We start from the raw sequence: 25,944 nt of genomic DNA, 5'->3' as shown, positions 1-25,944 counted from the left end.
GCAATAGTAGGCCGCGGACCCGATTGGCAGCTAGGACTGCCCCGCAACGGCGGTCCGGTGTTCCGCGGCGGTGCGCCGGTAGTTCGCGGCGTTGGCCTGCACCCCGGCAAATTCCTCGTCCGTCAGGCTCCGCCGCACCTTGGCAGGCATACCGGCTACCAGCGAGCGGGGCGGAACCACGGTGCCTTCGAGGACCAGGGCGCCGGCGGCCACGAGTGAACCGGCGCCGATGACGGCCCCGTTCATGATGGTGGCGCTCATGCCGATGAGGCAGTCATCCTCCACCGTGCAGCCGTGGATCACAGCGTTGTGGCCTACGCTCACCCCTGCCCCCACCGACGTCGGGAAGCCCGGATCCGCGTGCAGCACCACGTTGTCCTGCAGGTTGCTGCCGGGCCCTACCCGGATGCTGTTGGAGTCTGCGCGAACGCTGACGCCGTAGAAAGCGCTGGAGTCGGCAGCCATCACCACATCGCCGATCAGGGAGGCGGTGGGCGCTAGGAAAACACTGGGATCAACGGACGGGACAGAGCCCCGGAATTCAATGATGTGTGCCATGGGACCTTAGCGTACTGCCGTGCGGCACGAGCCTAGGTGAAGACGATAGTCCGCTTGCCGTCCAGCAGCACCCGGTGCTCGGCGTGCCACTGCACGGCCTTGGACAGTGCCCGGCCCTCGACGTCGCTGCCCAGGGCAGCGAGCTGGGCAGCGGAGCGGGAGTGGTCCACCCGGATGACTTCCTGCTCGATGATGGGCCCTTCGTCCAGGTCGGCCGTGACGTAATGGGCAGTGGCGCCGATGAGCTTCACGCCGCGCGCGTGGGCCTGGTGGTAGGGGCGGGCACCCTTGAAGGACGGGAGGAAGGAGTGGTGGATGTTGATGGCACGCCCGGCCAGATCCGCGCACAGCCGGTCGCTGAGGATCTGCATGTAGCGGGCCAGGACCACCAGTTCAATGTCCAGCTGATCCATCAGCTCCCGCAGCAGGTCCTCGGCTTCCGGCTTCGTGTCCGCAGTGACCGGGATGTGGTGGAAGGGGACACCGTAGAAATCGGCCAGGGATTCGAGCTCGCGGTGGTTGGACACGATGGCCGGAATGTCGATGGGCAGCGTGCCTGCGCGCTGCTGGAAAAGCAGGTCATTGAGGCAGTGACCTGATGTGGAAGCCATGATGAGGGTGCGGACGCGGCGGCCCGTGGCGTGCAGTTCCCAGGCCATGGCGAACTGGCCGGCCACCGCGGCCAGTTCGGCGCGTACTTCCGCGTAGGAGCGCGGCGAGGTGAATTCGACCCGCATAAAGAACGAACCGGTCTCGGGGCTGCCGTACTGGGCGGACTCGGTGATGTTGCCTTCTGCGGCCACGAGGGCGGCGCTGACCGCGTGGACAATGCCGGGACGGTCTGGGCAGGAAAGCGCCAGCGTGTACGTGCCCGGTGCGGAGCCGGAACCGGTGCCGCCGGGAGAAGTCGGGATCAGGTGCGTCACCCTAGCTAGGTTACCGGCTGGGGCGCGCAGGCTTAGGGTTGGGCACATGGATGTGACGTTCCTGCCGCTTTCCGACAAGGATGAAGAAGAGCTTGTCCGCTTCCTCACCACCAACAGTTTCCCCTACCACCGGATTACGGCACCGTCCGAGGAGCTGGTGCGGCGCCTGCTGATCGAGGGACGGTTCGACGGCGACGGTGTGTGTACCTATTGGGTCTTCGGCGACAACCAGCGCATGGGCCTGGTGATCCTGGAAGATCTGGGCACACCCACGCCGGTGCTGGACCTGCGCCTGGTGGAGCGTTTCCGCGGCCGGGGCAATGCGGTGCCGGTGCTGAAATCGCTGACCGGCAAGGTGTTTGACGAGCACCCCGGGATCCACCGCTTTGCCGGCCGCACACGCGAAGACAACATCGCCATGCGCAAGACCCTGCTGCGGTCCGGTTTCCTCAAGGAAGCCCATTACCGGGAGGACTGGCAGCTCGAGGACGGGCGGTACGTGGCCACCGTGGTTTACGCCATCCTGCGCCGGGACTGGGAACAGGGCACGCTTAGCCGGTTCGAGTGGGAAGAGCTGGAGCAGCCCCGGCAGCCCCGGTAGACCCCGTCTGCGGCGTTTGCCCCGCGGCCAGCAGCCGCGCCGCAGCCAGCGCCGCGGCCCGGCCCGCGCGGGTAGCCCCCAGAGTGGAAGAAGACTCCCCGTAGCCCACCAGGAGCAGCCGCGGTTCGCGCACCACCAGCACCCCGTCCATCCGGACGCCCCCGCCGGGTTCACGCAGGTGCAGGGGCGCCAGATGGTCCAGGGCGGGCCTGAAGCCCGTGGCCCACAGGATGGAGTCCACACCCTCAACCGAACCGTCGGCAAAAACCACGCCGTCTGCGGTCAGCCTGCTGATGGGACCCCGCGAGACGAGCACACCGGCCTCGATGCCGCGCTGGTACTCGGGGGTCAGCGGCAGGCCCGTAGCGGAGACCACGCTCCGCGGCGGAAGGCCGGCGCGGGTGCGTGCACTGACTCGGGCTTCCACCGCCCGGCCCCACTCGGCGTCGAACGCCCGCCGGGTGAATTCCGGCGGCCGGCGGGTTGACCACACTGTGGAGGCCCCCGCCCCGTCCAGCTGCAGCAGGAACTGCACGGCCGAGGTCCCGCCCCCCACCACCAGCACCCGCTGCCCGGTGAACTCATCGGTGCTGCGAAAATCATGGGTATGCAACTGTCGGCCGCGGAAGAGCTCCCGCCCGGGGTAATAGGGCCAGTAGGGGCGGTCCCAGGTCCCGGTGGCATTGATGGCAACACGTGCCTGCCACTGCCGCCCGTCCGCCGCGTGGACGGCCAGCCGCCCGCCGTCGCCCTCCGTCACCGACACCACTCCCACCGGGCGCACGACGCCGAGGCTGAACTCCTGCTCGTACCGCCCGTAATACCGGGTAACCACCGCTGACGCCGGTTCGGCCGGATCCGGAACGCCCAGGGGCATGCCGGGCAAATCGTGCAGGGCATGCGCGGCGCCGAACGTCAGCGAGTCCCAGCGGTGCCGCCAAGCCCCGCCGGGTCCTGGATTGGCGTCCAGCACGGTGAACCCGCTACCGGCCGCCAGCCCGCGCCGGCGCAGGTGGTAGGCGGCACTGAGTCCGGCCTGTCCGGCCCCGATCACCACTACGTCCGTCTGTACCTGGCCCTCAGCGTGCACCTGCGCCTCCAAGTCCATTGCCTCGCTTCCCTGCTGAACCCTAACCTTCGGCTCCTTTCCGGTATTCCGGCCCGCAGCGGCAGAGGGAGGCTAGGATGGGGAGCGTCGCGACTGGCGTCGGGTGGATTACCACCAGGGAGCGGCACGGCACCTTACTGCCCCGGCGTTGCACCGTGGCGGAAGGTGTTTTCAAGACCACGGATCGCACGCCTGGGCCGCGGGTCACGTTGAACTGTTTGCCATGCCCGGCCGGTGCCCACCCACCGACCGCGGCCGTGCCGGCAGGTAGCCTGACCTATAGAGAACCCAGTTCCCAGGAGATCCACGTGAGAGTATCCACCCAGCCCGTCACCAACGCGCCCCTGTCCGATGTCGATCCCGAAATTGCGGCAGTGCTTAATGACGAACTGTCCCGCCAGCGCAGCACCCTCGAGATGATCGCGTCGGAGAACTTCGCTCCGCGTTCCGTCCTTGAAGCCCAGGGGTCGGTGCTCACCAACAAGTACGCCGAGGGCTACCCCGGCCGGCGCTACTACGGCGGCTGCGAGTATGTGGACGTGGCCGAGAACCTGGCCATCGAGCGGGCGAAATCCCTTTTCGGTGCGGAATTTGCCAACGTCCAGCCGCATTCCGGAGCGCAGGCCAATGCCGCAGCGCTCGCGGCCCTGCTGCAGCCGGGCGACAAGCTGATGGGATTGAACCTGGCCCACGGCGGGCACCTGACCCACGGCATGAAACTGAATTTCTCCGGCAAGCTGTATGAAGTTGCGGCTTACGGCGTGGACGAGCAGACCTACCGGGTGGACATGGACAAGGTCCGCGAGCAGGCCCTGGCCGAACGCCCGCAGGTCATTGTTGCCGGCTGGTCCGCCTACCCCCGGCAGCTGGACTTCGACGCGTTCCGGTCCATCGCCGATGAAGCGGGCGCCTACCTGTGGACGGACATGGCCCACTTCGCCGGCCTGGTGGCCGCCGGGCTGCACCCAAACCCGGTCCCGGCGTCCGACGTCGTGACCTCCACTGTGCATAAGACGCTTGCCGGACCTCGGTCGGGCATGATCCTGGCCAAGCAGGAGTACGCCAAAAAGCTGAACTCCGCCGTGTTCCCGGGGCAGCAGGGCGGGCCGCTGATGCACGTTATTGCCGCCAAGGCCGTGGCCTTCAAGATTGCCGGGTCCGAGGAGTTCCGCGAGCGGCAGGAACGGGTGCTTGAAGGCGCGCGGATCATTGCCGACCGCCTCAACGCGCCGGACGTTGCCGGGCACGGCGTGTCCGTGCTGACCGGCGGAACCGATGTGCACCTGATCCTGGTGGACCTGCGGCACTCCGCACTGGACGGCAAGCAGGCCGAAGACCTGCTGCACTCGGTGGGCATCACCGTGAACCGCAACTCCGTCCCGTTCGACCCGCGCCCGCCGATGGTCACGTCCGGGCTGCGGATCGGCACCCCGGCGCTGGCCACCCGCGGCTTTGGCGCCGCCGAATTCACCGAAGTCGCCGAGATCATCGCGGCCGCCCTGATGCCGGCACCCGACGTCGACTCGCTGCGGGCCCGCGTGGCCGCGCTGGCGGAGGACTTTCCGCTCTACCCCGGACAGGAGGAATGGTAACCATGGAGAAAGGAACCAATATGGAGGGCAGCGTCACTAAGGCCGCCGTTTCCGAAAGCCCCGAAGAGACCGGGGTGAACCTCGGCTGGGAGGCCAAGGAAAAAACGGAGTTCGGCACCCCGGTTGCGGCCAGGATCCTCGACGGCCGTGCGGCCGCGCGGGAGATCAAGGAGGAGCTCGCGGGACGGGTGAAGGCGCTGCAGGACGAACACGGCATCACCCCCGGCCTGGGCACCGTCCTGGTGGGCGATGACCCGGCCAGCCATTCCTACGTGGGAGGCAAGCACAAGGACTGCAAGCAGGTGGGCATCAATTCCATCCGCCGCGACCTGCCGGCAGACATCAGCCAGGCGGACCTGGAAAAGGTCATCGACGAACTCAACGGGGATCCGGCCACCACCGGCTACATTGTGCAGCTGCCGCTGCCGGCCCACATCGACACCAACGCGGTGCTGGAGCGGATTGCTCCCGAGAAGGACGCCGACGGCCTGCACCCGGTCAACCTGGGCCGGCTGGTGCTCAACGTCAGCGAGCCGATGACCTCACCGCTGCCGTGCACCCCGCACGGGATTGTGCAGCTACTGGTCCGCAACGGCATTTCACTGACCGGCAAGAACGTGCTGGTGGTGGGACGCGGCGTCACCGTGGGCCGCCCCCTGGGACTGCTGCTGACCCGCCGGCCGATCAACGCCACGGTCACCCTGGCGCACACCGGAACGGTTGACCTGTTCGAGCACCTGCGCGAGGCCGACGTCGTGGTGGCCGCGGCAGGCTTCCCCGAGATGATCAAGGCCGAGGACCTCAAGCCCGGTGCCATTGTCCTGGACGTCGGCGTCACCCGGGTCACCGACCCCGAGACCGGCAAGACCACGCTGACCGGGGACGTGGAGCCGGCAGCGGCCGACGTCGCCGCCTGGATTTCGCCGAACCCGGGCGGGGTGGGGCCCATGACCCGGGCGATGCTCCTGTCCAACGTGGTGGAAGCGGCAGAACGGCAGGCCGGAGTCCTGGCCTAGGGAAGGTTTAAGCGCAGTATGACGGGCCGGTGCAGGCGCAGAGGCACCGGCCCGTGGCGCGTCCACTACACTTTCTCAAGTGCCGCAGATCACAGTAAGCAAAACTGTCCCTGAAACCCGCTCCGACTACGTTATTTCCGCCCGGAACCTGACCAAGTCCTACGGCGACTTCACTGCCGTCAACGGCATCTCCTTCGACGTACCGCCGGGGGAGTCCTTCGGCCTGCTCGGACCCAACGGGGCCGGCAAATCCACCACCATGAAAATGATCGGCGGGGTGTCCCAGCGGACCTCCGGCGAGCTGAGCATCATGGGACTGGACCCCAACACCTACGGCCCGGAGGTCCGCGCGCACTTGGGCGTGGTGCCGCAGCAGGACAACCTGGACGAGGACCTGCGCGTCCGGGACAACCTGCTGGCCTACGGACGGTACTTCGGGCTGCCCAAGAGCTACCTGCAGCCCAAAGCGGACGAACTGCTGGAATTCGCCCAGCTGACCGATAAGGCCAAGGCCCGCGTGGATTCCCTCTCCGGCGGCATGAAGCGGCGGCTGACCATTGCCCGCTCCCTGATCAATGATCCGAAGATCCTGCTGCTGGATGAACCCACCACCGGCCTGGACCCGCAGGCCCGGCACATTCTCTGGGACCGGCTTTTCCGGCTCAAGGAAGCAGGGGTCACGCTGATCCTCACCACCCACTACATGGATGAGGCCGAACAGCTCTGCGACCGGCTCATCGTGGTGGACAAGGGCGCCATCATGGCCGAGGGCTCCCCGGCTGCCCTGATCCGCGAGCATTCCACCCGCGAAGTGGTGGAGCTGCGCTTTGGCTCCGACCGCAACACCACCGTGGCCGCGGATCTGGAAGGCATCGGGGAACGGCTGGAAACCCTTCCGGACCGGGTGCTGATCTACGCCAACGACGGCGAAGACGCCCTGGATGCAGTGACGGCCCGGGGGCTGCGGCCCATCACCTCGCTGGTGCGGCGTTCCTCGCTGGAGGATGTTTTCCTCCGGCTGACCGGCAGGAGCCTCATTGACTAAGCTCCCAGCCGAAGAATCCCGGCACGCCGTGCTGGGGCTGCGTTCCCCGCTGACACCGCTGCAGACCGCAGCGAAGGCGCGCCGTTTCGGTGCCTTCTACTACGCCGACATGTGGATCCGGCGGATGCGCGGCTACCAGTGGACGGTGCTGATGACCGCCGTCGGTACCCCGCTGGTCTACCTGCTGGGCATGGGCACCGGGCTGGCGGTACTGATTGATGCCAACTCCGACGCCGGTTTTCCCGGCGGCAACGGGTCCACTGTCTCCTACCTGGTGTTCCTTGGCCCGGCCCTGGTAGCCACCGCCGCACTGATGGTCTCCAGCGAGGAGAACACCTACACGGTGATGGGCGGGTTCAAATGGCACCGCACCTACTACGGTCCCAACGCCTCGCCGCTTTCCAGCGGGCAGATAGCCTCCGGCCACGTCCTGGGCCTGGCCTTCCGTCTCCTGCTGACCACCGGCATCTACTACCTGTTCCTGCTGCTGTTCGGTGCCGTTCCGCAGCCGGGCACCGGTTGGCTGATGGTCTTCACCGCCCTGCTGGCAGGGCTGGCCTTCGGCCTGCCGCTGCTGGCGTTCAGCGCCACGCTCAAAGAGGACAAGGGCCAGTTCGCCATGGTCCAGCGCTTCATCGTGATGCCGCTGTTCCTGTTCTCGGGAACGTTCTTTCCGCTGGACAACCTTCCGCTCGGGGTGCGGTGGATCGGCTGGATCTCACCGCTGTGGCATTCCACCGAGCTGGGCCGGGTGCTCAGTTACGGGCACCCCGAACCGGCTGCCATGACCGCCCTGCACCTTGCCTATCTGCTGGCCCTGGCCGCCGTCGGCCTGGTCCTGGGCCGGCGCAACTTCACCAGGAGGCTGGACGGATGAGCACGCAGAACTCCACGGCGACCACTTCGCTGGTCCCGCGGGACCGTTTCCTTGGCTCGCTTTACGGCCGCAATACCCGGGCCGTGATTGCACGCGGCCTCAAGGCCACGTGGGGCACCAACTGGAGCATCATGGTCAGCGGCTTCGTGGAGCCGGTGCTCTACTTGGTGGCCATGGGCATTGGGCTGGGCGCACTCGTGGGCACAGTTACCGGGCCCGGGGGAGCGGAGATGGGCTATGCGAACTACATTGCGCCCGCCCTGCTCGCCGTGTCCGCCATGAACGGCGCCGTCTACGACTCCACCATGAATGTGTTCTTCAAGCTCAACTATGCCCGGCTGTACGAGGGGATGCTCTCTACTCCGCTGGGGCCGCTGGATGTGGCCATGGGGGAAATTTTCCTCGCGTTGCTGCGCGGAGCGATGTACGCCACGGGGTTTACTGCCGTAATGGGTGCCATGGGCCTGATTACATCGCCCTGGGCGCTGCTAATGATCCCCGCAGCGGTGGTCATAGCCTTCGGGTTTGCCTCCTTCGGCATGGCGGTGACCAGCTATATGAAGACCTTCCAGCAGCTGGACTGGGTGAACATGATCATGCTGCCCATGTTCCTGCTCTCGGCGACCTTCTATCCGCTGAGTGTCTACCCCGAAGCGATGCAGTCCGTGATCCAGGCGCTGCCGCTGTGGCACGGCGTGGAAATGCTGCGGCAGATCAGCGTGGGCATTTTCAGCTGGGGGACCGCCGGCCACCTGCTGTACTTCGTGGTGATGATTGCCGTTGGACTGACGGCGACGACGGTCCGGCTGCGCGCATTGTTCCTGAAGTAGGGCAGTTCCTGGCTACGCGGTCAGCTGTGCCAGCCGGCGGCGGAAGACTTCCGCCAGGCGTTCGTTGAACAGCACGAACTCTGCGTGCTGCAGGTTCTGCGGCTCGTGGCCGAGGAGCTCCTGAAGGCCGATGTCCGCCACGGTTTCCGGTTCCCAGCCGTAGATTCCGGCACTAACGGCCGGAAAGGCGATGCTTTCGGCGCCGAGCTCCTCCGCCGCGGCCAGAGCCGTGCGGAAACAGGAGCGCAGCAGCTCCGGATCCGTTTCCCCGGCCCCGGCGTTGGGGCCCACGGTGTGGATAACCCACCGCGCCCGGAGGTTGTACCCCGGCGTGGCCACGGACCGGCCCGTGGGCAATCCGTCCCGCAGGGAAGCGGCCCGCAGCTCACGGCAGGCGGCCAGGAGTTCCGGTCCCGCGGCCCGGTGGATGGCGCCGTCCACACCGCCGCCGCCCAGCAGCGAGGAATTGGCTGCGTTGACAATCACATCGGTGTCGCGCTCCGTGATGTCGCCGGTACGGATTTCAATATGCATCGGCCCAGTGTCGCACCGGCGGACGGCAGGCACCAGCCGGGGTCCCAGCTGCGGTGCGGGTTGCCCTGCGGGGCACTGCTTCCCTTGCCGCACCCCGTTTGCGGCGGGACCATGGGGAAACCAAGCAGGACGAGGAACCACCAGAGGAAGAGGCACAGCCATGGCCGGAACTTTCGATGCAAAAACAGCCCTCGTGACCGGTGCAGGGTCCGGGATCGGCATGGCGGCGGCGATAGCCCTTGCCGCCGAGGGAGCGAACGTTGTGGTCAACGACCTCGACCTGCAGGCGGCGCAGGACGTGGTGGAGAAGATCACGGAAAAGGGCGGCAGCGCCGTCGCATCGGCGGGTGATGTGTCCAATCCCGCGGATATTTCCGGGGCAGTCCAACTAGCGGTCAGCGAATTCGGTGCCCTGAACCTGGCCTTCAACAACGCGGGGATCTCGGGACCGCTGGGCCCGCTCGCGGACATCGACATTGAGGGATACCGGCGGGTGATCGACGTCAACCTCAATTCCGTGTTCTACAGCATGTACTACGAGATTCCGCAGATGCTGCAGGCCGGCGGCGGCGCCATAGTCAACAACTCCTCGATCCTGGGCCTGGTGGGGGATGCCAACGCTGTTCCTTATGTCACGGCAAAACACGGCGTAGTGGGTATGACCAAGTCAGCCGCATTGGGATACGCCGACAAAGGCATCCGCATCAACTCCGTCCAGCCCGGTTACATAGACACCCCGCTGCTGGGGAACCTGCCGCGGGAAGTCTACGAGGGCCTCGTTGGCCTGCACCCGGCCGGGCGGCTGGGCACGGTAGAGGAAGTGGCCGCCGTCGTCCTGTTCCTGCTCTCGGACGCGGCGGCCTTTGTCACCGGTTCCCAGTACGCCGTGGACGGGGCGTACACCACGCAGTAAAACCGCTGCTGGCGAAACCGGCACCGGGCACCTGTCCAAGTTTGAGAGAATAAAACCATGCAGTCGATCCGAAACGGCAAGACGCCGTCGTCCCCGTCCACGCCCGGCCGCGGCATCAGCCGCAAGATGGGCACCACAGGCATCACCGTGATGCTCATTATCTTCCTCGTGGCGGTGGTCTTTGCCGCAAACCAGAACGACGTCATCGGCTGGATCGTAGTCATCGTCTCGCTCGGCTGGCTGTTCCTGGCCACCTTCGTGGTCTTCTCCGTACGGGGGGCCACGCGCAAGGCCACGGCGAAGTTCGCCGCTGCCACCGCCCCGCCCCGCGGCGGCGTGCAGGTGGTCGACGAAAGCACCCGTGACTTGAAGCTGGACCACAGCTTCAAGATCATCGAGGTCCAGGCCAAGGTCATCCGCGAGAACCTGGACACGGACCGCGGAATGGTGGACCGCGCCCTTGAGACCATCGACATCACCGCGCACAACGGCCGTGGCATGATCAAGAAGAACGACGGCGGCCCGGTCGAAGGTACAGTCGTCGACTAACAACGGAACGGCCGTCCGCGGCCGCCGGCGCCCTGCGGCATGCCCGCGGCGCCTGTTCGGGTTGAGCAGCTACTGAGGAGTATGGTTATTCGCGTGAGTTCGGCATCAGAGGAAACGGCAACCGTGGAAACCGGTGACCGTCCGGGGACAGCACTGCGCATCGCATCCGTGAACGTGAACGGCATCCGCGCCGCCTACAAGCGCGGGATGGCCGACTGGCTGGCGGAACGGGATGTGGACATCCTGTGCCTGCAGGAAGTCCGTGCCCCGGACGCCGTCCTGCGTGAACTGCTGGGGGACACCTGGCATGTCCAGCACGCCGAATGCCTCGATGCGAAGGGCCGCGCCGGCGTCGCCATCGCTTCCCGGACCGCACCGGTGGCCGTCCGCGAGCACATCGGCGACGAATACTTTGCCCGCTCCGGGCGCTGGGTGGAAGCCGACTACAAGGTCAGCGTGGACGGAGCGGAGAAAATTCTCACCGTCGTCAGCGCCTACGTTCACTCCGGCGAGGTGGATACCCCCAAGCAGATGGACAAATACCGTTTCCTGGACACCATGAGTGTCCGGCTCCCGGCGCTGGCGCAGACCAGCGACTTTGTCCTGGTGGTGGGAGACCTGAACGTGGGCCACACCCCGCTGGACATCAAGAACTGGAAGGGCAACGTCAAGCGTGCCGGTTTCCTGCCCGAGGAACGTGCCTACTTCGACCGGTTCTTCGGCGACGAGATCGGGTACACCGACGTGCACCGCTCGCTGGCCGGAGAGGTAAACGGCCCCTACACCTGGTGGTCCTGGCGCGGACAGGCCTTTGACAACGACTCCGGCTGGCGGATCGACTACCACATGGCCACGCCTGAACTGGCAGCCCGTGCAGCCAATGCCGTGGTTGACCGTGCCGCCACCTACGATGCCCGTTTCTCTGACCACGCCCCCGTCGTGATCGACTACCACTTCTAAGGTTTCCCCATGACTTCGAACTCCTCCACCGGCCGTCAGCGCATCCTTTCCGGGATGCAGCCTTCAGCTGATTCGCTTCACCTGGGCAACTACCTTGGCGCCCTCGTGAACTGGGTGCGGCTCCAGGAAGAGTACGACGCCTACTTCTTCATCCCCGACCTGCACGCCATCACGGTGCCGCAGGACCCCGAGGACCTGCGCAAGCGCACGCGGGTGACGGCGGCGCAGTATATTGCCGGCGGCGTCGACGTGAATAAGGCCACCCTGTTCGTGCAGTCGCAGGTCCCCGAACACGCACAGCTGGCCTGGGTGCTGAACTGCCTCACGGGTTTCGGCGAAGCCTCCCGAATGACGCAGTTCAAGGACAAGCAACAGCGTTTCGGATCCGACGCGGCCAGCGTGGGACTGTTCACCTACCCCGTTCTGCAGGTGGCGGACATCCTGCTCTACCAGCCGCACGGTGTGCCGGTGGGAGAGGACCAGCGCCAGCACGTGGAGTTGAGCCGTGACCTGGCCAAGCGCTTTAACTCGCGGTTCGGTGAGACCTTCGTGGTCCCCGAGGTCTTCATCCAGAAGGCAGCCGCCAAAATCTACGATCTGCAGAATCCAGGCGCAAAGATGTCCAAGTCCGCGGCTTCGCCTGCGGGCCTGATTAACCTGCTGGACGAGGATAAGGTCATCGCCAAGCGGATCAAGTCCGCAGTGACCGACGACGGCAGCGAGATCCGGTTCGACCGGGACGCGAAGCCGGGCATCTCCAACCTGCTGTCCATCTACTCCCTGATCAGTGGACGCAGCGTGGAGACACTGGAAAAGGAGTACGAAGGCAAGATGTACGGACACCTGAAAGTGGACCTCGCAGAGGTAGTGACGGAGCACATCCGGCCCATCCGCGAACGCGCCCTGTACCTGCTGGATGATCCGGCGGAGCTGGACCGCCTGCTGGCAGTCGGAGCGGGGAAGGCCCGGGAGATGGCGTCGGTTACCCTCGCGGATGTGTACAACAAGGTCGGCTTCCTGCCGCTGGGCAGCACGACGGCGTAACCCATGAAGATCTCCGAATCCTTCGGCCACGCCCCGGCCGCCGAGCGCGATGGACACCCCGTTGAGTGCGCCTCGCGTTGCGTGGGTATTGTCATTGCGGTTCCGGAGCCGATGGCAAGTGAACTGCGGGCTGCGCGGGCGTCCTTCGGGGACCCGATGGCTGCCGTGATCCCCGCCCACATCACCTTGGTCACCACCACCGAGACCACCGACTGGGACGCCACCCTGCGTCACGTCCGTGAGGTGGCTACCTGCCAGGAGCCGTTCCGCGTAACGCTGCAGGGGACCTCCTCCTTCCGGCCGGTGTCCCCGGTGGTGTACCTGAACGTGGATGAGGGTTTTGACGAGTGCATCGCCTTGCATAAGGAGTTCCAGAGCGGTCCGCTGGCCCGAAACCTGGCGTTCCCCTTCCACCCGCACGTAACGGTGGCCCACGATGTCAGCGAGCAAAGCATGGATGAAGCAGTCCAGCGGCTGGATGGCTATTCCGCCAGCTTCACCGTGGACTGCGTGGGACTGTACGAGCACGACGCCACGGGGCTGTGGAAGCTGCACGAACACCTGCAGCTCGGCGGGGGCAAAGAAGTCTCCCCGTAGCCCCTAGGACTCGTCCAGGCCGAGGTATGTGCCGGCCCAGGCGGCGATGATGGCCGCGGCACGGCTGGTCTGTGCCCGTTCCACCATCAAATGGTCGCTGCCCTCCAGCGAGATGAAATTGCGGGGGTGGCGCGCGGTCGAGAAAATCTCGCTGGCGTTGTCGATCCCGACCGTGTTGTCCGTGGGGGAGTGCATCACCAACAGCGGCAGGTGCAGTTCGCGGATACTGTCCGTGAGTTCGTGTTTGCGCAGATCCTCGACCAGGTGCCGGCGGATTTCCAGTTCCCCGCCGCCCAGATCCACGGACGCCGAGCCCTGCTCCACGATCTCGTCCAGCTCCTCCTCGAACATGTGGACCACGTGGTCGGGCCGGAAGGGCGCCGCAATGGTCGCCACCGCCTTCAGCCCGGGGATCTGCCCGGCCGCCGCCAGGACGGCCGCTCCGCCCAGCGAATGGCCAATCAGCAGGGAAACAGGACGGCCGGAGGCCGCCATGAACTCCGCCGCGCTGCGGACGTCCGCAACCTTGGTGCTGAAACTGCCGTCCTCCCAGTTGCCGGTGGACCCGCCCAGGCCGGCGGCGTCGTAACGCAGCACGCCAATACCGCGTCCGGCCAGTGCCTTGGAGATGCGGGAAGCGGCAGCACTGTTCTTCCCGAGGGTAAACCCGTGGCAGAAGACCGCCCAGGCGCGGGCACCGCCGTCGGGCACATCCAGCGTGCCGGCAAGGGTGGTCCCGTTCACGCCGGGGAAGGAGACTTTTTCAAATGTTGGCTTGGACTGGGAAAGCATTCTTCCAACTTTACATAGGGACGCAAAAGGCGCCCGTCGGCGGGGAAACCGCCGGCGGGCGCCTTGGGCGCAGGACCGGTTAGAGCGAGCGGGCCAAGATGGCCTGCTTGACCTCTGAAATGGCCTTGGTGACCTGGATGCCGCGGGGGCAGGCTTCCGAGCAGTTGAAGGTGGTGCGGCAGCGCCACACGCCTTCCTTGTCGTTCAGGATCTCCAGGCGCATGTCACCGGCGTCATCGCGGGAATCGAAGATGAAGCGGTGCGCGTTGACAATCGCGGCCGGTCCGAAGTACTGGCCGTCGGTCCAGAAGACCGGGCAGGACGAGGTGCACGCGGCGCACAGGATGCACTTGGTGGTGTCGTCGAAACGCTCGCGGTCCTCGGCGGACTGCAGGCGTTCCTTGGTCGGTTCGTGACCCTTGGTGACCAGGAACGGCATGATCTCGCGGTAGGACTGGAAGAACGGCTCCATGTCCACGATCAGGTCCTTCTCCACCGGCAGGCCCTTGATGGGCTCAACGAGGATGGGCTTGGACGTGTCCAGGTCCTTCAGCAGGGTCTTGCAGGCCAGGCGGTTGCGGCCGTTGATGCGCATGGCATCGGAGCCACATACGCCATGGGCGCAGGAGCGGCGGAACGAAACCGAACCGTCGTGCTCCCACTTGACCTTGTGCAGGGCGTCCAGCACGCGGTCAGTCCCGTACATGGTCAGCTTCCACTCGTCCCAGTAGGCTTCGTCGGAAACCTCGGGGTTGTAGCGGCGGACCTTCAGGGTGATCTCGAAGGAGGGGATTTCTCCGCCGATCGACTCGGGGAGCTCCACCTTGGAGGCCGGCTCGGCGATTTCCGTTGTCATTAGTACTTCCTCACCATCGGCTCGTAGCGCGTGAAAATGACCGGTTTGGTGTCCAGCCGGATGCCGGCGGTGTGCTCGGCATTTTCGGCTTCGTCAACCTTGTAGGCCATTGAATGCTTCATGAAGTTCTCGTCGTCGCGCTCCGGGAAGTCCTCGCGGAAGTGTCCGCCGCGGGATTCGGTGCGGTGCAGGGCGGCTACGCTCATGACCTTCGCCAGTTCCAGGAGGAAGCCCAGCTCCACGGCCTCAAGGAGGTCGAGGTTGAAGCGCTTGCCCTTGTCCTGGACGCTGATCTTCTGGTACCGCTCCTCGAAGGAAGCGATGTCCGTCAGCACCTTTTCAATGGTGTCAGCGGTGCGGAACACCTGCATGTTCATGTCCATGGTGTTCTGCAGGTCCCGGCGGATTTCTGAAACGCGCTCGGTGCCTTCGGAGTTGCGAACGTGGTCCAGCAGGGCCACCGTGTCGGCCTCCGGGTTTTCCGGCAGGTCAACGAAGTCCGCGGTCTGGGCGTATTCAGCGGCGTAGATGCCCGCACGCTTGCCAAAGACGTTGATGTCCAGCAGGGAGTTGGTTCCGAGGCGGTTGGAGCCGTGCACGGACACGCAGGCCACCTCGCCGGCGGCGTACAGGCCGGGGATTACGGTGTCGTTGTCCTGGAGGACCTCGCCCTTGATGTTGGTGGGGATGCCACCCATCACGTAGTGGGCCGTGGGGAAGACGGGAACCGGCTCCGTGTACGGCTCCACGCCAAGATAGGTGCGGGCAAACTCGGTGATGTCCGGAAGCTTGGCATCAATGTGCGCCGGTTCCAGGTGGGTCAGGTCCAGCAGGACGTAGTCCTTGTTCGGACCGCAGCCGCGGCCCTCGCGCACCTCGTTGGCCATGGAACGGGCGACAATGTCACGCGGCGCCAGGTCCTTGATGGTGGGGGCGTAGCGCTCCATGAAGCGCTCACCCTCGGAGTTGCGCAGGATGGCACCCTCGCCGCGGGCTGCTTCGGAAAGCAGGATGCCCAGCCCGGCCAGGCCGGTCGGGTGGAACTGGATGAACTCCATGTCCTCCAGGGGGATGCCGCGGCGGAACGCGATGCCCATGCCGTCACCGGTCAGGGTGTGGGCGTTGGAGGTGGTCTTGAAGACCTTGCCGGCTCCGCCGGAGGCGAAGACCACGGACTTGGCCTGGAAGATGTGCAGCTCGCCGGTAGCCAGGTCATAGGAGATGACGCCGGAAACGCGCTTCTGGCCGTCCGGCTCCGTCACCATGATCAGGTCCAGCACGTAGTACTCGTTGTAGAACTCAACGTTGTGCTTGACGCAGTTTTGGTACAGCGTCTGCAGGATCATGTGGCCGGTGCGGTCTGCCGCGTAGCAGGCACGGCGGACCGGGGCCTTGCCGTGGTCGCGGGTGTGTCCGCCGAAGCGCCGCTGGTCAATGCGTCCTTCGGGCGTCCGGTTGAAAGGGAGGCCCATCTTCTCCAGGTCCAGCACGGCGTCGATGGCTTCCTTCGCCATCACCTCGGCTGCATCCTGATCCACCAGGTAGTCACCGCCCTTGACGGTGTCGAAGGTGTGCCACTCCCAGTTGTCTTCCTCGACATTGGCCAGTGCCGCGCACATGCCGCCCTGCGCCGCGCCTGTGTGGGAGCGGGTGGGGTACAGCTTGGTCAGTACCGCCGTCCGTGCGCGCTGACCGGATTCAATGGCGGCACGCATACCGGCGCCGCCGGCGCCGACAATGACGACGTCGTACTTGTGGACCTGCATACCAGATGCTCTTTCTGTTGAAACTGCTAAAAACTCTTGGACTGCCGCGGTATTGCCGTTAGACGGAGCAGTGCTCCGCCAGGATCTCAGCCGTGGCGCCGTCGAGGCAGGGATCGAAGGTGAAGATCACCAGGGTGCCCAGCAGGATGATGACGAAGGTCGCCACGTACAGCACGCCCTTGAGCCACATCCGCGTGGCCTTCTTGTCCGCGTAGTCGTTGATGATGGTGCGGACGCCGTTGGAGCCGTGCAGCATTGCCAGCCACAGCATGACCAGATCCCAGACCTGCCACAGGGGGCTGGCCCACTTGCCGGCCACAAAACCGAAGTCAACGGCGTGGATGCCGTCGCCGGCCACCAGGTTCATGAACAGGTGGGTGAAAATCAGCACCACCAGCAGGACGCCGGATACACGCATAAACAGCCAGGCGAACATTTCAAAGTTGCCGCGGCTGGAACCGTTCCGGGTGTACCGGGGGGCGATGCGTCCCGAGCGGGGTGCTTCGAGGGCGTGGGCTTCGTTGGTTGAAGTAGTCATTGGTGCTAACCCCCGAAGACGTTGGGAATGTGGCGAATGGAGAAGCCGATGAGCGTCACGGCCCAAAGAGCGACTACGGCCCACAGCATCTGACGCTGGTACTTGGGCCCCTTCTTCCAGAAGTCGATCAGGACAACGCGTACACCGTTGAAGGCGTGGAACACGATGGCGGCGACGAGCCCAAGCTCACCGAGGCCCATTATCGGGTTCTTGTAGGCACCGATCACCAAGTCGTAGGCCTCGGGCGAAACTCGCACCAATGAGGTATCCAGAACATGGACCAAAAGGAAGAAGAAGATCACCACGCCAGTGATGCGGTGGGCTACCCACGACCATTGGCCCTCGCGGCCACGGTAGAGAGTGCCTGCTGGTAACTTCGACACTGAATTTTCCTCCCTGCATCGCAGCGGCGTTAGCGCGTCTTCCACGCAGTGATGACGCCGGTGCGACAGCGCTATAAGCTCTACCATAATCTAGGCGTGCGTGACCGGCGTTTCAATTTAGGATGCCCTTTGGTGTGACCCTTATTACATTGCCCGGCGGCATTAAGAGGTGTACGCAATAGGGCCCAAACCGTGCCGCTTCCGGGACCTGCGGCGTCCGCTCCGCTAATCTGGGCAGTGATGAGTAAGCAAAAGGCACCCGCCACCTCCGAGTCCGCCGTCCTTGACCGTTTCTACGGGGTCATCCCGGCCGGCGGCGTGGGAACGCGGCTGTGGCCCCTGTCCCGGGCTGCTGCGCCGAAGTTCCTCCACGACCTCACCGGTTCCGGGTCCACCCTGATCCGTGCCACCTATGACCGCCTGCGTCCGCTCAGCGGGGACCGGGTCATGGTCGTCACCGGTGCCCTGCACCGGCAGGCCGTGCGGCAGCAGCTGCCGGAAATTGCCAATAAGAACCTCGTGCTCGAACTCGAGCCCAAGGATTCCGCCGCAGCCATCGGCCTGGCAGCGGCCATCCTCTATAAGCGGGACCCGCAGATCATCATGGGCTCCTTTGCCGCCGACCAGGTGATTGCCCCCGTCGACGTTTTCCAGGAAGCCGTCCGGGAAGCCGTGCACACGGCCGCACAGGGATACATTGTCACCATCGGCATCCAGCCCACCCATCCCTCAACCGGGTTCGGCTACATCCGCGCAGGCGAGCCGCTTAAGGTGGCCGGGGCGCCCAGCGCCGCCTCAGTGGTGGAATTCGTGGAAAAGCCCTCCGCCGACGTCGCGCAGACCTATCTGGACAGCGGCAGCTACAGCTGGAATGCGGGGATGTTCGTAGCCCCGGTGGACCTGATGCTCAAGCACCTTGAAGCCAACGAGCCGGTCCTCTACACGGGACTGATGGAAATTGCCGAGGCGTGGGACACCACCCGGCGCCGGGAAGTGGTGCGCCGGATCTGGCCCACCCTGCCCAAGATCGCCATCGACTACGCCGTGGCCGAACCGGCCGCCGCGGCCGGGGATGTCGCCATGATTCCCGGCGCCTTCAGCTGGGATGACGTGGGGGACTTCGCGGCCATCGGCCGGCTTAATCCCGCCGAGGAAAACAGCGATCTCACGGTGATGGGCGAGGGGGCCCGCGTCTACTCTGAGAACGCCTCCGGCATTGTGGTTTCGGATACCAAGCGGGTGATCGCGCTGATCGGCATCGAGGACGTGGTCATTGTGGACACCCCCGATGCCCTGCTGGTCACCACCAAGGAGCACGCCCAGGAAGTCAAGAAGGCCGTGGAGCACCTGAAGGCCAGCGGCGACACCGACGTCCTGTAGGGCCTTTCCGTTCCGGTAAGCGGGCGGCGTCCAGGCGGCTCGGCAAGACCTGGTCATGTGACGACGTTTACGGGCGTGCACATTCCGGTTTTGGGCCCGGAATTGGCTAACCTAGAGGTTGTGCAGACTATCCCACTGAGCAATTCACCAGTCCCCTCCATACGGGGAAGCGTGGCTCCGCTCCTGGGCGAGTTGATCGAGTTCCGGCGGGACCTCCACTCCCATCCCGAGCTGTCCCACAAAGAGTTCCGGACCACGGACCGGATAGTGGAAGCCCTCGAAAACGCAGGGCTGGCAGCAAAGCGGCTCGAAGGCACCGGCGTCGTGGTGGACATCGGTGACGGACCCCTCCGCCTCGCCCTGCGAGCCGACATAGACGCCCTGCCGGTCCTGGAGGAAACGGGGCTGCCGTATTCTTCACTGAACACCGGCATTGCCCACGCCTGCGGCCACGACATCCACACCACTGTCATGCTCGGAGCTGCCCGGGTGCTCGCGAAGTTCGACGCCGCGGGAGAGCTGGGCGGCAGGGTGCGCGTCATCTTCCAGCCGGCAGAGGAAGTGATGCCCGGCGGCGCGCTCTCCGTGATCGAGCAGGGCGTCCTCGACGGCGTGCCCCGCGTCCTGGCCCTGCACTGCGACCCCCGGGTCGACGTTGGCCAGGTGGGCACGCGGATCGGTGCCATCACCTCCGCGTCCGACACCATCCGGATTGAACTCAGCGGGCGGGGCGGGCACACCTCCCGTCCGCACCTGACCGAGGACCTGGTCTTTGCGCTCGCAGAGATTGCCGTGAGCGTTCCCGCCGTGTTGTCCCGCCGCATTGACGTGCGCAGCGGGGTGTCGGTGGTGTGGGGCCAGATGCACGCCGGGTCCGCCCCCAACGCCATCCCCGGCCACGGTTTCATGGCCGGTACCATGCGGTGCCTGGACGCCGAGGCCTGGTATGCCGCCGGTGAACTGCTGGACAAGGTGGTACGGGAGGTCGCGGCACCGTACGGGGTGGACGTGGCCCTGGAGCATACCCGCGGCGTGCCTCCGGTCATCAACGCCGACGCCGAGATCAGCCTGATCGAGGCAGCCGCCCGCACCGAACTGGGGGAGGACGCCGTGGTCCTGGCACCCCAGTCCATGGGCGGGGAGGACTTCGCCTGGATGACCCAGGCGGTGCCCGGCGCGCTGATGCGGCTGGGAACCCGCGCCCCGGGCGGGGAAACCTTCGACCTGCACCGCGGAGACTACAACCCCGATGAACGCGCCGTCAGCTGCGGGGTCAGCGTGATGGCCGCCGCTGCGCTGAGGGCAGCGCGCGGTCTGCGGCACTAGCCGCTGCGCCGGCATGAGCGCCGGCACCGGCACATGAGTACGCCCGGCCGGGAGGACAATATCAGTCCCTCCCGTGCCGGGCGCCGTCATTTGATAACAACATGTAAACAATCTGCCGCCAGCGCCCGAATTGCGCTGAGTGTCGTCTGGGACACATTATGGTTGTCTTGCTGCGGTCCAACGATGGACGGAGCGCTGCACCACACCGGGCACCGGTGCGTTCCTTCCCCGCCGGGGGCCGGGAGAAGCGCCGGCTGCCTTCTTGAGGGTGATACCCATTTCTTTCTGGAGGAACATTGAAGAATTTCCCGCGCAGCTTTAAGCGCAACGCAGGCGTCAGTGCCGCCATGCTCGGCGTTTCGGCGCTTCTGCTCTCCGGCTGCGGCGCGGCCCCCGAAGAAGAAGGCGGTTCCGCCGACGGGGCTACCGATTTCCTGGGCTGCATGGTTTCCGACTCCGGCGGATTCGATGACAACTCGTTCAACGAGTCCACCTACAACGGCATCATGAAGGCCAAGGAAGACCTGGACATCGAGGTCAAGACCGCCGAGTCCCAGTCCGAGACCGACTTCACCCCGAACCTGGACAGCATGATCCAGGCCAACTGCGACATCACGGTTACCGTGGGCTTCCTGCTCGCTGATGCCACCAAGGAAGCAGCTGCCGCCAACCCGGACAGCCACTTCGCCATTGTCGATGACCAGTCCATCGAGGCTGACAACGTCAAGCCGATCATCTACGACACGGCCCAGGCCGCGTTCCTGGCCGGCTACGTTGCCGCAGGCACCTCCCAGACCGGAAAGGTCGCCACGTACGGCGGCCTGGACATCCCCACCGTGACCATCTTCATGGAGGGCTTCGAGCAGGGCGTGGAGTACTACAACGAGCAGAACGGCAAGGACGTCCAGCTTCTCGGCATGGATTCCTTCACGGGCGGCTTCGACGACGTCTCCGCGGGCAAGACCACCACGCAGAACTTCCTGAACGAAGGCGCCGACGTCATCATGCCCGTCGCCGGTCCGGTTGGCGCCGGCACCATTGACGCCGTCGTGGCAGCCAACGCCGCCGGCAAGGACGCCAAGGTTGTATGGGTTGACTCCGATGGCTACGAGTCCGTCACCACGGGCAAGGAAGTTATCCTCACCTCCGTGATGAAGCTGATGGGCGAGGCCGTGGAAGACGTCGTGAACAGCGACGTCAAGGGCGAGTTCGACAACAGCCCGTACGTGGGCACCCTCGAAAACGGCGGTGTCGCACTGGCTCCGTTCCACGATCAGGAAGCCAGCGTTCCGGACGACGTCAAGAAGGCCGTCGAAGACATCCAGGCCAAGATCATCTCCGGCGAAATCAAGGTCGAGTCCGCTTCGAGCCCGAAGTAACAACGCGACCGGTATTACCAGCATTCGGGCCGTTGTCCGGATACTGAAAGCTCCGAATGCACCAAAACGACCGCCGTCTTCCCGGCAGAATTGCATTGCCGGGAAGACGGCGTTTGTGCTGTTTTCGGTAGTGTTCCCCTTTATTTACCCAAAAACAGATTGGTTGGGGTTTTGAAACTCGAACTCAAGGGCATCACCAAGCGTTTCGGCGCGCTGGTCGCCAATGACCACATTGATTTGGTGGTCGAACCGGGGCAGGTCCACAGCCTGCTCGGCGAAAACGGTGCGGGCAAGTCAACACTGATGAACGTGCTGTACGGCCTGTACGAGCCCACCGAGGGTGAAATCCTGGTGGACGGCCGCCCCGTCACCTTCAACGGTCCCGGTGACGCCATGGCCGCGGGCATCGGGATGGTGCACCAGCACTTTATGCTGGTGCCCGTCTTTACCGTGGCGGAAAACGTGGCCCTCGGCGACGAAAAGACCACGTTCGCCGGCATGCTGAACCTTGAACAGACCCGGCGCCGCATCCGTGAAATCTCCAACCAGTACGGGTTCGACGTTGATCCCGATGCCGTGGTGGAGGACCTGCCCGTAGGTGTGCAGCAGCGGGTGGAAATCATCAAGGCACTGATCCGCGAGGCCCGGGTCCTGATCTTGGATGAACCGACGGCGGTGCTGACGCCGCGTGAAACGGACGAACTGCTCGGCATCATGCGCCAGCTGACCGAAGACGGAAAGTCTGTCGTCTTTATTTCGCACAAGCTTCGCGAAGTGAAGGCAGTATCCGACGTCATTACGGTGATCCGCCGCGGCAAGGTGGTCGGCTCCGCCGAACCCACCGCTTCCACCACCGAACTGGCGTCCTTGATGGTCGGCCGGTCCGTGAGCCTGAACCTGAACAAGGAAGCGGCCAAGCCCGGCGAGGAAACCTTTGTGGTGGACAACCTTACGGTTGCTTCCGCCAGCGGACCCGCGGTACTGGACTCGGTCAGCTTCGGCATCCGGCGGGGCGAGATCCTTGCCTTGGCCGGCGTCCAGGGCAACGGCCAGACCGAACTGACCGAAGCGATCATGGGTCTGCAGGAACACGTCTCGGGTTCCATCCGCCTCAACGGTGAGGAACTGGTGGGACGCAAAACCCGCGACATCATCAGCGCCGGCGTCGGGTTTGTGCCCGAAGACCGCAACGTGGACGGCCTGGTGGGAACCTTCTCCGTGGCCGAGAACCTGATCCTGAACCGTTACGATTCGGAGCCCTTTGCACGCGGGCTGTCCCTGCGCCCGGCCGTGATCGAGCAGAACGCGGCCGAAAAGATCACTGAGTTCGACATCCGCACGCAGTCCGCGGATGCGGCAGCCGGCACGCTTTCGGGCGGCAACCAGCAGAAGGTCGTGATGGCGCGGGAACTGTCCCGCCCGCTGCAGCTTTTCATCGCCTCCCAGCCGACCCGCGGCGTGGATGTGGGATCCATCGAGTTCCTGCACCGCCGCATCATTTCCGAGCGCGACGTCGGCACTCCGGTGCTGATCGTGTCCACCGAACTAGATGAAGTCCTTGAACTGGCGGACCGGATTGCCGTGCTCTACGGCGGACGGCTGATGGGCATTGTCCCCGCCAACACCTCGCGTGACGTGCTGGGCCTGATGATGGCCGGCATGGACGCGGAAGAAGCAACAGCGCACCACACAGATTCCAAGGGAGGGGCCCAGTGAGCCCGGAGGATTCCACCACGCAGGACCCGCCGGGAGGCAGCAGCACAGACGCTGCCGTGTCCGCCCGGCTCGAAGCGGCGGCGGACACACCCGCCACGGCGGCAACACCACCCACCGTCCCGGCGAAGTCCCCGCGGGGCGACGACGGCGCAGCGCAGCAGTCGACCCTGCGGCGGGTGCTGTCCTCCCATGCCGTGGTCTCGGTTCTGTCCGTGCTGCTGGCACTGGTGGTGGGCGGCATCCTGATTGCCGCCACCGATGAGGAGGTGGGCGCCGCGGCGTCGTACTTCTTCTCCCGGCCCACGGACCTGCTTGCGGCGGCCTGGTCGGCTGCCTCGGGCGCCTATGTTGCCCTGTTCCAGGGCTCGGTCCTGAACTTCGAGGCAGAAACAACAGCCCGGTTCTTCTACCCGCTCACCCAGACCCTCACCGTGGCAACACCGCTGATCCTGGCCGGACTCGGCGTCGCCGTCGCTTTCCGGACGGGCCTGTTCAACATCGGTGCGCAGGGCCAGATCCTCATCGGCGCGGCCATGGCCGCCTGGGTGGGGTTCACCTTCCACCTGCCCGTTGGCCTGCACCTGCTGCTGGTCATTGTGGCCGGTATGCTCGGCGGGGCCATCTGGGCCGGTATCGCCGGTGCACTGAAGGCCAAAACCGGCGCACACGAAGTGATCGTCACCATCATGCTCAACTACGTGGCAATCAACCTGGTGCTGTTCCTGCTCAGCACGCCCGCTTTCCAGCGCCCCGGGTCCTCTAACCCGATCAGCCCCCAGCTGGATGAGAACGCCATGTTCCCGCCGCTGCTGGGTGCCGGGTTCCGCCTGCACTGGGGTTTTGTCCTGGCTGTCCTGGCCACCGTGTTCATCTGGTGGCTGATGAACCGCTCCACGGTGGGCTTTGAGCTCAAGGCTGTGGGCGCCAATCCGTCTGCTGCCCGCAACGCCGGCATCAGCACCACCAAGGGCTACATCATTGTGATGCTCATTGCCGGTGCACTCTCCGGCCTGGCCGGCGTGGCACAGGTTTCCGGCACCGAGAAGGTACTGACCTCCGGCGTCGCCGCCAGCTTCGGCTTTGATGCCATCACCGTTGCCCTGCTGGGCCGCTCCAGCCCTTGGGGAACCCTCGCAGCCGGCGTGCTGTTCGGGGCCTTCCGGGCCGGCGGCGTGAACATGCAGACCAACACCGGAACCAGCATCGACATTGTCCTGGTGGTGCAGTCCCTGATCGTCCTGTTCATTGCGGCCCCGCCGCTGGTACGGTCCCTGTTCCGCATCCCCGCACCCGGAGCGTTCAAGACCTCCGGCAAGCGCAGAACCCCCAAAACCGAGTCCGCCGGAGGCGCAGCATGAGTACCGCAACAACGCTCCCGGCCCCCGGGACGGCTGCCGTCGCAACCGTCCGCAGCTGGAAGACCCCCATCATCCTGATTGTCCTGGCGCTGCTGGGACTGGCCGTCTTCGCCCTCGGCGCTCCGTCCACTGACGTGACGTTCCGGCTTTCCGATCCAGGGGAAGCCATCGTGCTCCCCTCGGTGGTGGTTTCCGCGCCCCTGGTGGGCTGGCTTACGGCCGTAGTGATGATCGCCGCCGCTGCATGGGCCTTTATGCTCACCCGCCGCGGAGACCGGGTGCCGGTATGGCTGGTCGCCGTCTTCGGCCTGGCTTTCGTCATCGGCTTCCTGACCTGGGTGGTGGGCAGTGCAGACACCCCCAACGTTGCCCTGTACGGCCTGCTCGCAGGCTCCTTCGCCCTGTCCATCCCGCTGATCTTCGGTTCGCTCTCCGGCGTGCTGTGCGAACGCTCCGGCGTGGTAAACATTGCCATTGAAGGCCAGTTGCTCTTCGGCGCCTTCGCTGCCGCCGTGGCGGGATCACTCTCCGGGAGTGCCTTCGTGGGGCTCTTCGCCGCTGCCGTGGCGGGTGCCCTGGTATCGCTGGTGCTGGCAGTGTTCAGCATCAAGTACCTGGTCAACCAGGTCATTGTGGGCGTGGTGCTCAACGTGCTCGTTTCGGGCCTCACGGGCTTCCTGTTCTCCACGCTGCTGTCCTCGGACGCGGCCAAGTGGAACAGCCCGCCGTCGCTGCCGCCCATCCGGATCCCGCTGCTGGCGGATATTCCGATCATCGGGCCGATCCTGTTCAACCAGTCGATCGTCGGCTACCTCATGTACATCGCCCTGGCCGCTGTCTACTTCGGTCTGTTCCACTCCAAGTGGGGCCTGCGGACCCGGGCCGTCGGGGAGCACCCCAAGGCGGCTGACACCCTGGGTGTCAACGTGAACCGCACGCGCTTCCTGAACGTGCTGCTGGCCGGAGTGGTCGCCGGCGTCGGTGGCGCCTTCTTCACCCTGGTCTCGGTCTCCGCCTTCAACCGCGATATGACCGGCGGGCAGGGCTACATTGCGCTGGCCGCCCTCATCCTGGGCCGCTGGAACCCGCTCGGCGCCCTGCTGGCGGCCCTGCTGTTCGGCTTCGCCACCAACCTGCAGTACGTCCTGAGCCTGCTGGGGACCTCGGTTCCCAACCAGTTCCTGGCGATGCTGCCCTACGTGGTGACGATCTTCGCCGTGGCCGGTGTGGTGGGCAAGTCCCGGGCACCCGCGGCCAGCGGCGTGCCGTACGTCAAGGAATAAGAAACAAAAGAGGCGGG

26 protein-coding genes are annotated in these 25,944 nt (G+C 65.4%); 17 read left to right on the top strand and 9 right to left on the bottom strand.

The window, feature by feature from the left end; genetic code table 11:
* Positions 1-30 precede the first annotated feature (30 nt).
* Together QNN98_RS13150 and purU are read right to left on the bottom strand one after the other, a co-directional pair.
* A complete protein-coding gene (locus tag QNN98_RS13150; RefSeq protein ID WP_227914240.1) occupies positions 31-558 on the bottom strand; it encodes a gamma carbonic anhydrase family protein in 528 nt (175 codons plus the stop codon).
* A 32-nt stretch (positions 559-590) separates the two neighbouring features.
* Positions 591-1,484 carry a formyltetrahydrofolate deformylase gene (gene purU / locus QNN98_RS13145; RefSeq protein WP_442860331.1) on the bottom strand — a complete coding sequence of 298 codons (894 nt, stop codon included), beginning with the start codon at positions 1,482-1,484 and terminating at the stop codon, positions 591-593.
* A 46-nt stretch (positions 1,485-1,530) separates the two neighbouring features.
* Between purU and QNN98_RS13140 the strand changes: the two genes are divergently transcribed.
* Positions 1,531-2,085 (top strand): GNAT family N-acetyltransferase, encoded by a 555-nt coding sequence (locus QNN98_RS13140; protein ID WP_227926917.1) that lies wholly within the window; start codon positions 1,531-1,533, stop codon positions 2,083-2,085.
* On the opposite strand, the gene QNN98_RS13135 is transcribed toward QNN98_RS13140, so the two are convergent.
* Positions 2,036-3,193 (bottom strand): FAD-dependent oxidoreductase, encoded by a 1,158-nt coding sequence (locus QNN98_RS13135; RefSeq protein ID WP_283997716.1) that lies wholly within the window; start codon positions 3,191-3,193, stop codon positions 2,036-2,038. The genes QNN98_RS13140 and QNN98_RS13135 overlap by 50 nt on opposite strands.
* Before the next feature lie 308 nt (positions 3,194-3,501).
* Here QNN98_RS13135 and glyA point away from each other — a divergent pair, with 308 nt between their 5' ends.
* From glyA to QNN98_RS13110, 5 genes are all read left to right on the top strand, one after another.
* Positions 3,502-4,785, top strand: a complete 1,284-nt coding sequence (gene glyA, locus QNN98_RS13130; RefSeq protein WP_442860199.1) for a serine hydroxymethyltransferase — start codon at positions 3,502-3,504, stop codon at positions 4,783-4,785.
* A 2-nt stretch (positions 4,786-4,787) separates the two neighbouring features.
* A complete protein-coding gene (locus tag QNN98_RS13125) occupies positions 4,788-5,801 on the top strand; it encodes a bifunctional methylenetetrahydrofolate dehydrogenase/methenyltetrahydrofolate cyclohydrolase (protein WP_227914237.1) in 1,014 nt (337 codons plus the stop codon).
* A 79-nt stretch (positions 5,802-5,880) separates the two neighbouring features.
* Positions 5,881-6,846, top strand: coding sequence for an ABC transporter ATP-binding protein (locus QNN98_RS13120; RefSeq protein WP_227914236.1), 966 nt, complete (start codon positions 5,881-5,883; stop codon positions 6,844-6,846).
* The gene (locus QNN98_RS13115; RefSeq protein ID WP_229959701.1) at positions 6,839-7,723 is read left to right on the top strand and encodes an ABC transporter permease; all 885 of its coding nucleotides are present in this window, start codon (positions 6,839-6,841) and stop codon (positions 7,721-7,723) included. Before QNN98_RS13120 ends, QNN98_RS13115 begins: the two co-directional genes overlap by 8 nt.
* Complete coding sequence (locus QNN98_RS13110) at positions 7,720-8,553, top strand: ABC transporter permease (RefSeq protein ID WP_227926920.1); 834 nt, start codon at positions 7,720-7,722, stop codon at positions 8,551-8,553. The genes QNN98_RS13115 and QNN98_RS13110 overlap by 4 nt, the downstream gene beginning before the upstream one ends.
* 12 nt (positions 8,554-8,565) lie before the next feature.
* Here QNN98_RS13110 and QNN98_RS13105 read toward each other — a convergent pair whose 3' ends face one another.
* Complete coding sequence (locus QNN98_RS13105; protein ID WP_283997712.1) at positions 8,566-9,087, bottom strand: O-acetyl-ADP-ribose deacetylase; 522 nt, start codon at positions 9,085-9,087, stop codon at positions 8,566-8,568.
* Between the two features lie 160 nt (positions 9,088-9,247).
* Between QNN98_RS13105 and QNN98_RS13100 the strand changes: the two genes are divergently transcribed.
* The 5 genes from QNN98_RS13100 (at position 9,248) to QNN98_RS13080 (ending at position 13,150) form a co-directional block, all read left to right on the top strand.
* Positions 9,248-10,000 (top strand): SDR family NAD(P)-dependent oxidoreductase, encoded by a 753-nt coding sequence (locus QNN98_RS13100; protein WP_227914232.1) that lies wholly within the window; start codon positions 9,248-9,250, stop codon positions 9,998-10,000.
* A 57-nt stretch (positions 10,001-10,057) separates the two neighbouring features.
* Positions 10,058-10,549: a hypothetical protein gene (locus QNN98_RS13095; protein ID WP_283997710.1), complete on the top strand. Its 492-nt coding sequence runs from the start codon at positions 10,058-10,060 to the stop codon at positions 10,547-10,549.
* 93 nt (positions 10,550-10,642) lie between these two features.
* Positions 10,643-11,509, top strand: coding sequence for an exodeoxyribonuclease III (locus tag QNN98_RS13090; RefSeq protein ID WP_229959695.1), 867 nt, complete (start codon positions 10,643-10,645; stop codon positions 11,507-11,509).
* A gap of 9 nt (positions 11,510-11,518) precedes the next feature.
* A complete protein-coding gene (gene trpS / locus QNN98_RS13085; RefSeq protein WP_283997707.1) occupies positions 11,519-12,553 on the top strand; it encodes a tryptophan--tRNA ligase in 1,035 nt (344 codons plus the stop codon).
* Between the two features lie 3 nt (positions 12,554-12,556).
* The gene (locus QNN98_RS13080) at positions 12,557-13,150 is read left to right on the top strand and encodes a 2'-5' RNA ligase family protein (protein WP_502864739.1); all 594 of its coding nucleotides are present in this window, start codon (positions 12,557-12,559) and stop codon (positions 13,148-13,150) included.
* 3 nt (positions 13,151-13,153) lie between these two features.
* Here QNN98_RS13080 and QNN98_RS13075 read toward each other — a convergent pair whose 3' ends face one another.
* The 5 genes from QNN98_RS13075 to sdhC form a co-directional block, all read right to left on the bottom strand.
* Positions 13,154-13,942 (bottom strand): alpha/beta hydrolase, encoded by a 789-nt coding sequence (locus QNN98_RS13075; RefSeq protein ID WP_227926922.1) that lies wholly within the window; start codon positions 13,940-13,942, stop codon positions 13,154-13,156.
* 79 nt (positions 13,943-14,021) lie between these two features.
* Positions 14,022-14,798, bottom strand: coding sequence for a succinate dehydrogenase iron-sulfur subunit (locus tag QNN98_RS13070; RefSeq protein WP_227914227.1), 777 nt, complete (start codon positions 14,796-14,798; stop codon positions 14,022-14,024).
* Entirely contained in the window at positions 14,798-16,564 is a 1,767-nt protein-coding gene (gene sdhA, locus QNN98_RS13065; RefSeq protein ID WP_227914226.1) for a succinate dehydrogenase flavoprotein subunit, read from the bottom strand. The genes QNN98_RS13070 and sdhA overlap by 1 nt, the downstream gene beginning before the upstream one ends.
* A 58-nt stretch (positions 16,565-16,622) precedes the next feature.
* On the bottom strand, positions 16,623-17,102 hold the full coding sequence (locus tag QNN98_RS13060; RefSeq protein ID WP_227914225.1) for a succinate dehydrogenase hydrophobic membrane anchor subunit: 480 nt from the start codon (positions 17,100-17,102) through the stop codon (positions 16,623-16,625).
* A 5-nt stretch (positions 17,103-17,107) separates the two neighbouring features.
* Positions 17,108-17,485 (bottom strand): succinate dehydrogenase, cytochrome b556 subunit, encoded by a 378-nt coding sequence (sdhC, locus tag QNN98_RS13055; RefSeq protein ID WP_227914224.1) that lies wholly within the window; start codon positions 17,483-17,485, stop codon positions 17,108-17,110.
* A gap of 240 nt (positions 17,486-17,725) precedes the next feature.
* On the opposite strand from sdhC, the gene QNN98_RS13050 reads away from it, so the two are divergent.
* From QNN98_RS13050 to QNN98_RS13025, 6 genes are all read left to right on the top strand, one after another.
* Complete coding sequence (locus QNN98_RS13050) at positions 17,726-18,865, top strand: mannose-1-phosphate guanylyltransferase (RefSeq protein WP_227914223.1); 1,140 nt, start codon at positions 17,726-17,728, stop codon at positions 18,863-18,865.
* Positions 18,866-19,036: 171 nt separating this feature from the next.
* Complete coding sequence (locus QNN98_RS13045; protein WP_227914222.1) at positions 19,037-20,191, top strand: amidohydrolase; 1,155 nt, start codon at positions 19,037-19,039, stop codon at positions 20,189-20,191.
* A gap of 296 nt (positions 20,192-20,487) precedes the next feature.
* Positions 20,488-21,570: a BMP family lipoprotein gene (locus QNN98_RS13040; RefSeq protein ID WP_442860198.1), complete on the top strand. Its 1,083-nt coding sequence runs from the start codon at positions 20,488-20,490 to the stop codon at positions 21,568-21,570.
* A 171-nt stretch (positions 21,571-21,741) separates the two neighbouring features.
* Positions 21,742-23,286, top strand: a complete 1,545-nt coding sequence (locus QNN98_RS13035; protein ID WP_227926923.1) for an ABC transporter ATP-binding protein — start codon at positions 21,742-21,744, stop codon at positions 23,284-23,286.
* Positions 23,283-24,644, top strand: a complete 1,362-nt coding sequence (locus tag QNN98_RS13030) for an ABC transporter permease (RefSeq protein ID WP_502864738.1) — start codon at positions 23,283-23,285, stop codon at positions 24,642-24,644. Before QNN98_RS13035 ends, QNN98_RS13030 begins: the two co-directional genes overlap by 4 nt.
* Complete coding sequence (locus QNN98_RS13025; protein WP_227914220.1) at positions 24,641-25,927, top strand: ABC transporter permease; 1,287 nt, start codon at positions 24,641-24,643, stop codon at positions 25,925-25,927. Before QNN98_RS13030 ends, QNN98_RS13025 begins: the two co-directional genes overlap by 4 nt.
* Positions 25,928-25,944 lie beyond the last annotated feature (17 nt).

This window comes from Arthrobacter sp. zg-Y1143 (genome assembly GCF_030125565.1).
Lineage (GTDB): Bacteria > Actinomycetota > Actinomycetes > Actinomycetales > Micrococcaceae > Arthrobacter_B.
Note: the sequence above shows the minus strand (reverse complement) of the source record. Positions and strands in the feature narration are given on the sequence as shown.

Coding starts and splice junctions, on each gene's coding strand:
- QNN98_RS13150 (WP_227914240.1), bottom strand. CDS start 558: ATGGCACACATCATTGAATTCCGGGGCTCTGTCCCGTCCGTTGATCCC.
- QNN98_RS13140 (WP_227926917.1), top strand. CDS start 1,531: ATGGATGTGACGTTCCTGCCGCTTTCCGACAAGGATGAAGAAGAGCTT.
- QNN98_RS13135 (WP_283997716.1), bottom strand. CDS start 3,193: ATGGACTTGGAGGCGCAGGTGCACGCTGAGGGCCAGGTACAGACGGAC.
- QNN98_RS13125 (WP_227914237.1), top strand. CDS start 4,788: ATGGAGAAAGGAACCAATATGGAGGGCAGCGTCACTAAGGCCGCCGTT.
- QNN98_RS13110 (WP_227926920.1), top strand. CDS start 7,720: ATGAGCACGCAGAACTCCACGGCGACCACTTCGCTGGTCCCGCGGGAC.
- QNN98_RS13105 (WP_283997712.1), bottom strand. CDS start 9,087: ATGCATATTGAAATCCGTACCGGCGACATCACGGAGCGCGACACCGAT.
- QNN98_RS13100 (WP_227914232.1), top strand. CDS start 9,248: ATGGCCGGAACTTTCGATGCAAAAACAGCCCTCGTGACCGGTGCAGGG.
- QNN98_RS13095 (WP_283997710.1), top strand. CDS start 10,058: ATGCAGTCGATCCGAAACGGCAAGACGCCGTCGTCCCCGTCCACGCCC.
- trpS (WP_283997707.1), top strand. CDS start 11,519: ATGACTTCGAACTCCTCCACCGGCCGTCAGCGCATCCTTTCCGGGATG.
- QNN98_RS13080 (WP_502864739.1), top strand. CDS start 12,557: ATGAAGATCTCCGAATCCTTCGGCCACGCCCCGGCCGCCGAGCGCGAT.
- QNN98_RS13075 (WP_227926922.1), bottom strand. CDS start 13,942: ATGCTTTCCCAGTCCAAGCCAACATTTGAAAAAGTCTCCTTCCCCGGC.
- QNN98_RS13070 (WP_227914227.1), bottom strand. CDS start 14,798: ATGACAACGGAAATCGCCGAGCCGGCCTCCAAGGTGGAGCTCCCCGAG.
- sdhA (WP_227914226.1), bottom strand. CDS start 16,564: ATGCAGGTCCACAAGTACGACGTCGTCATTGTCGGCGCCGGCGGCGCC.
- QNN98_RS13060 (WP_227914225.1), bottom strand. CDS start 17,102: ATGACTACTTCAACCAACGAAGCCCACGCCCTCGAAGCACCCCGCTCG.
- QNN98_RS13050 (WP_227914223.1), top strand. CDS start 17,726: ATGAGTAAGCAAAAGGCACCCGCCACCTCCGAGTCCGCCGTCCTTGAC.
- QNN98_RS13025 (WP_227914220.1), top strand. CDS start 24,641: ATGAGTACCGCAACAACGCTCCCGGCCCCCGGGACGGCTGCCGTCGCA.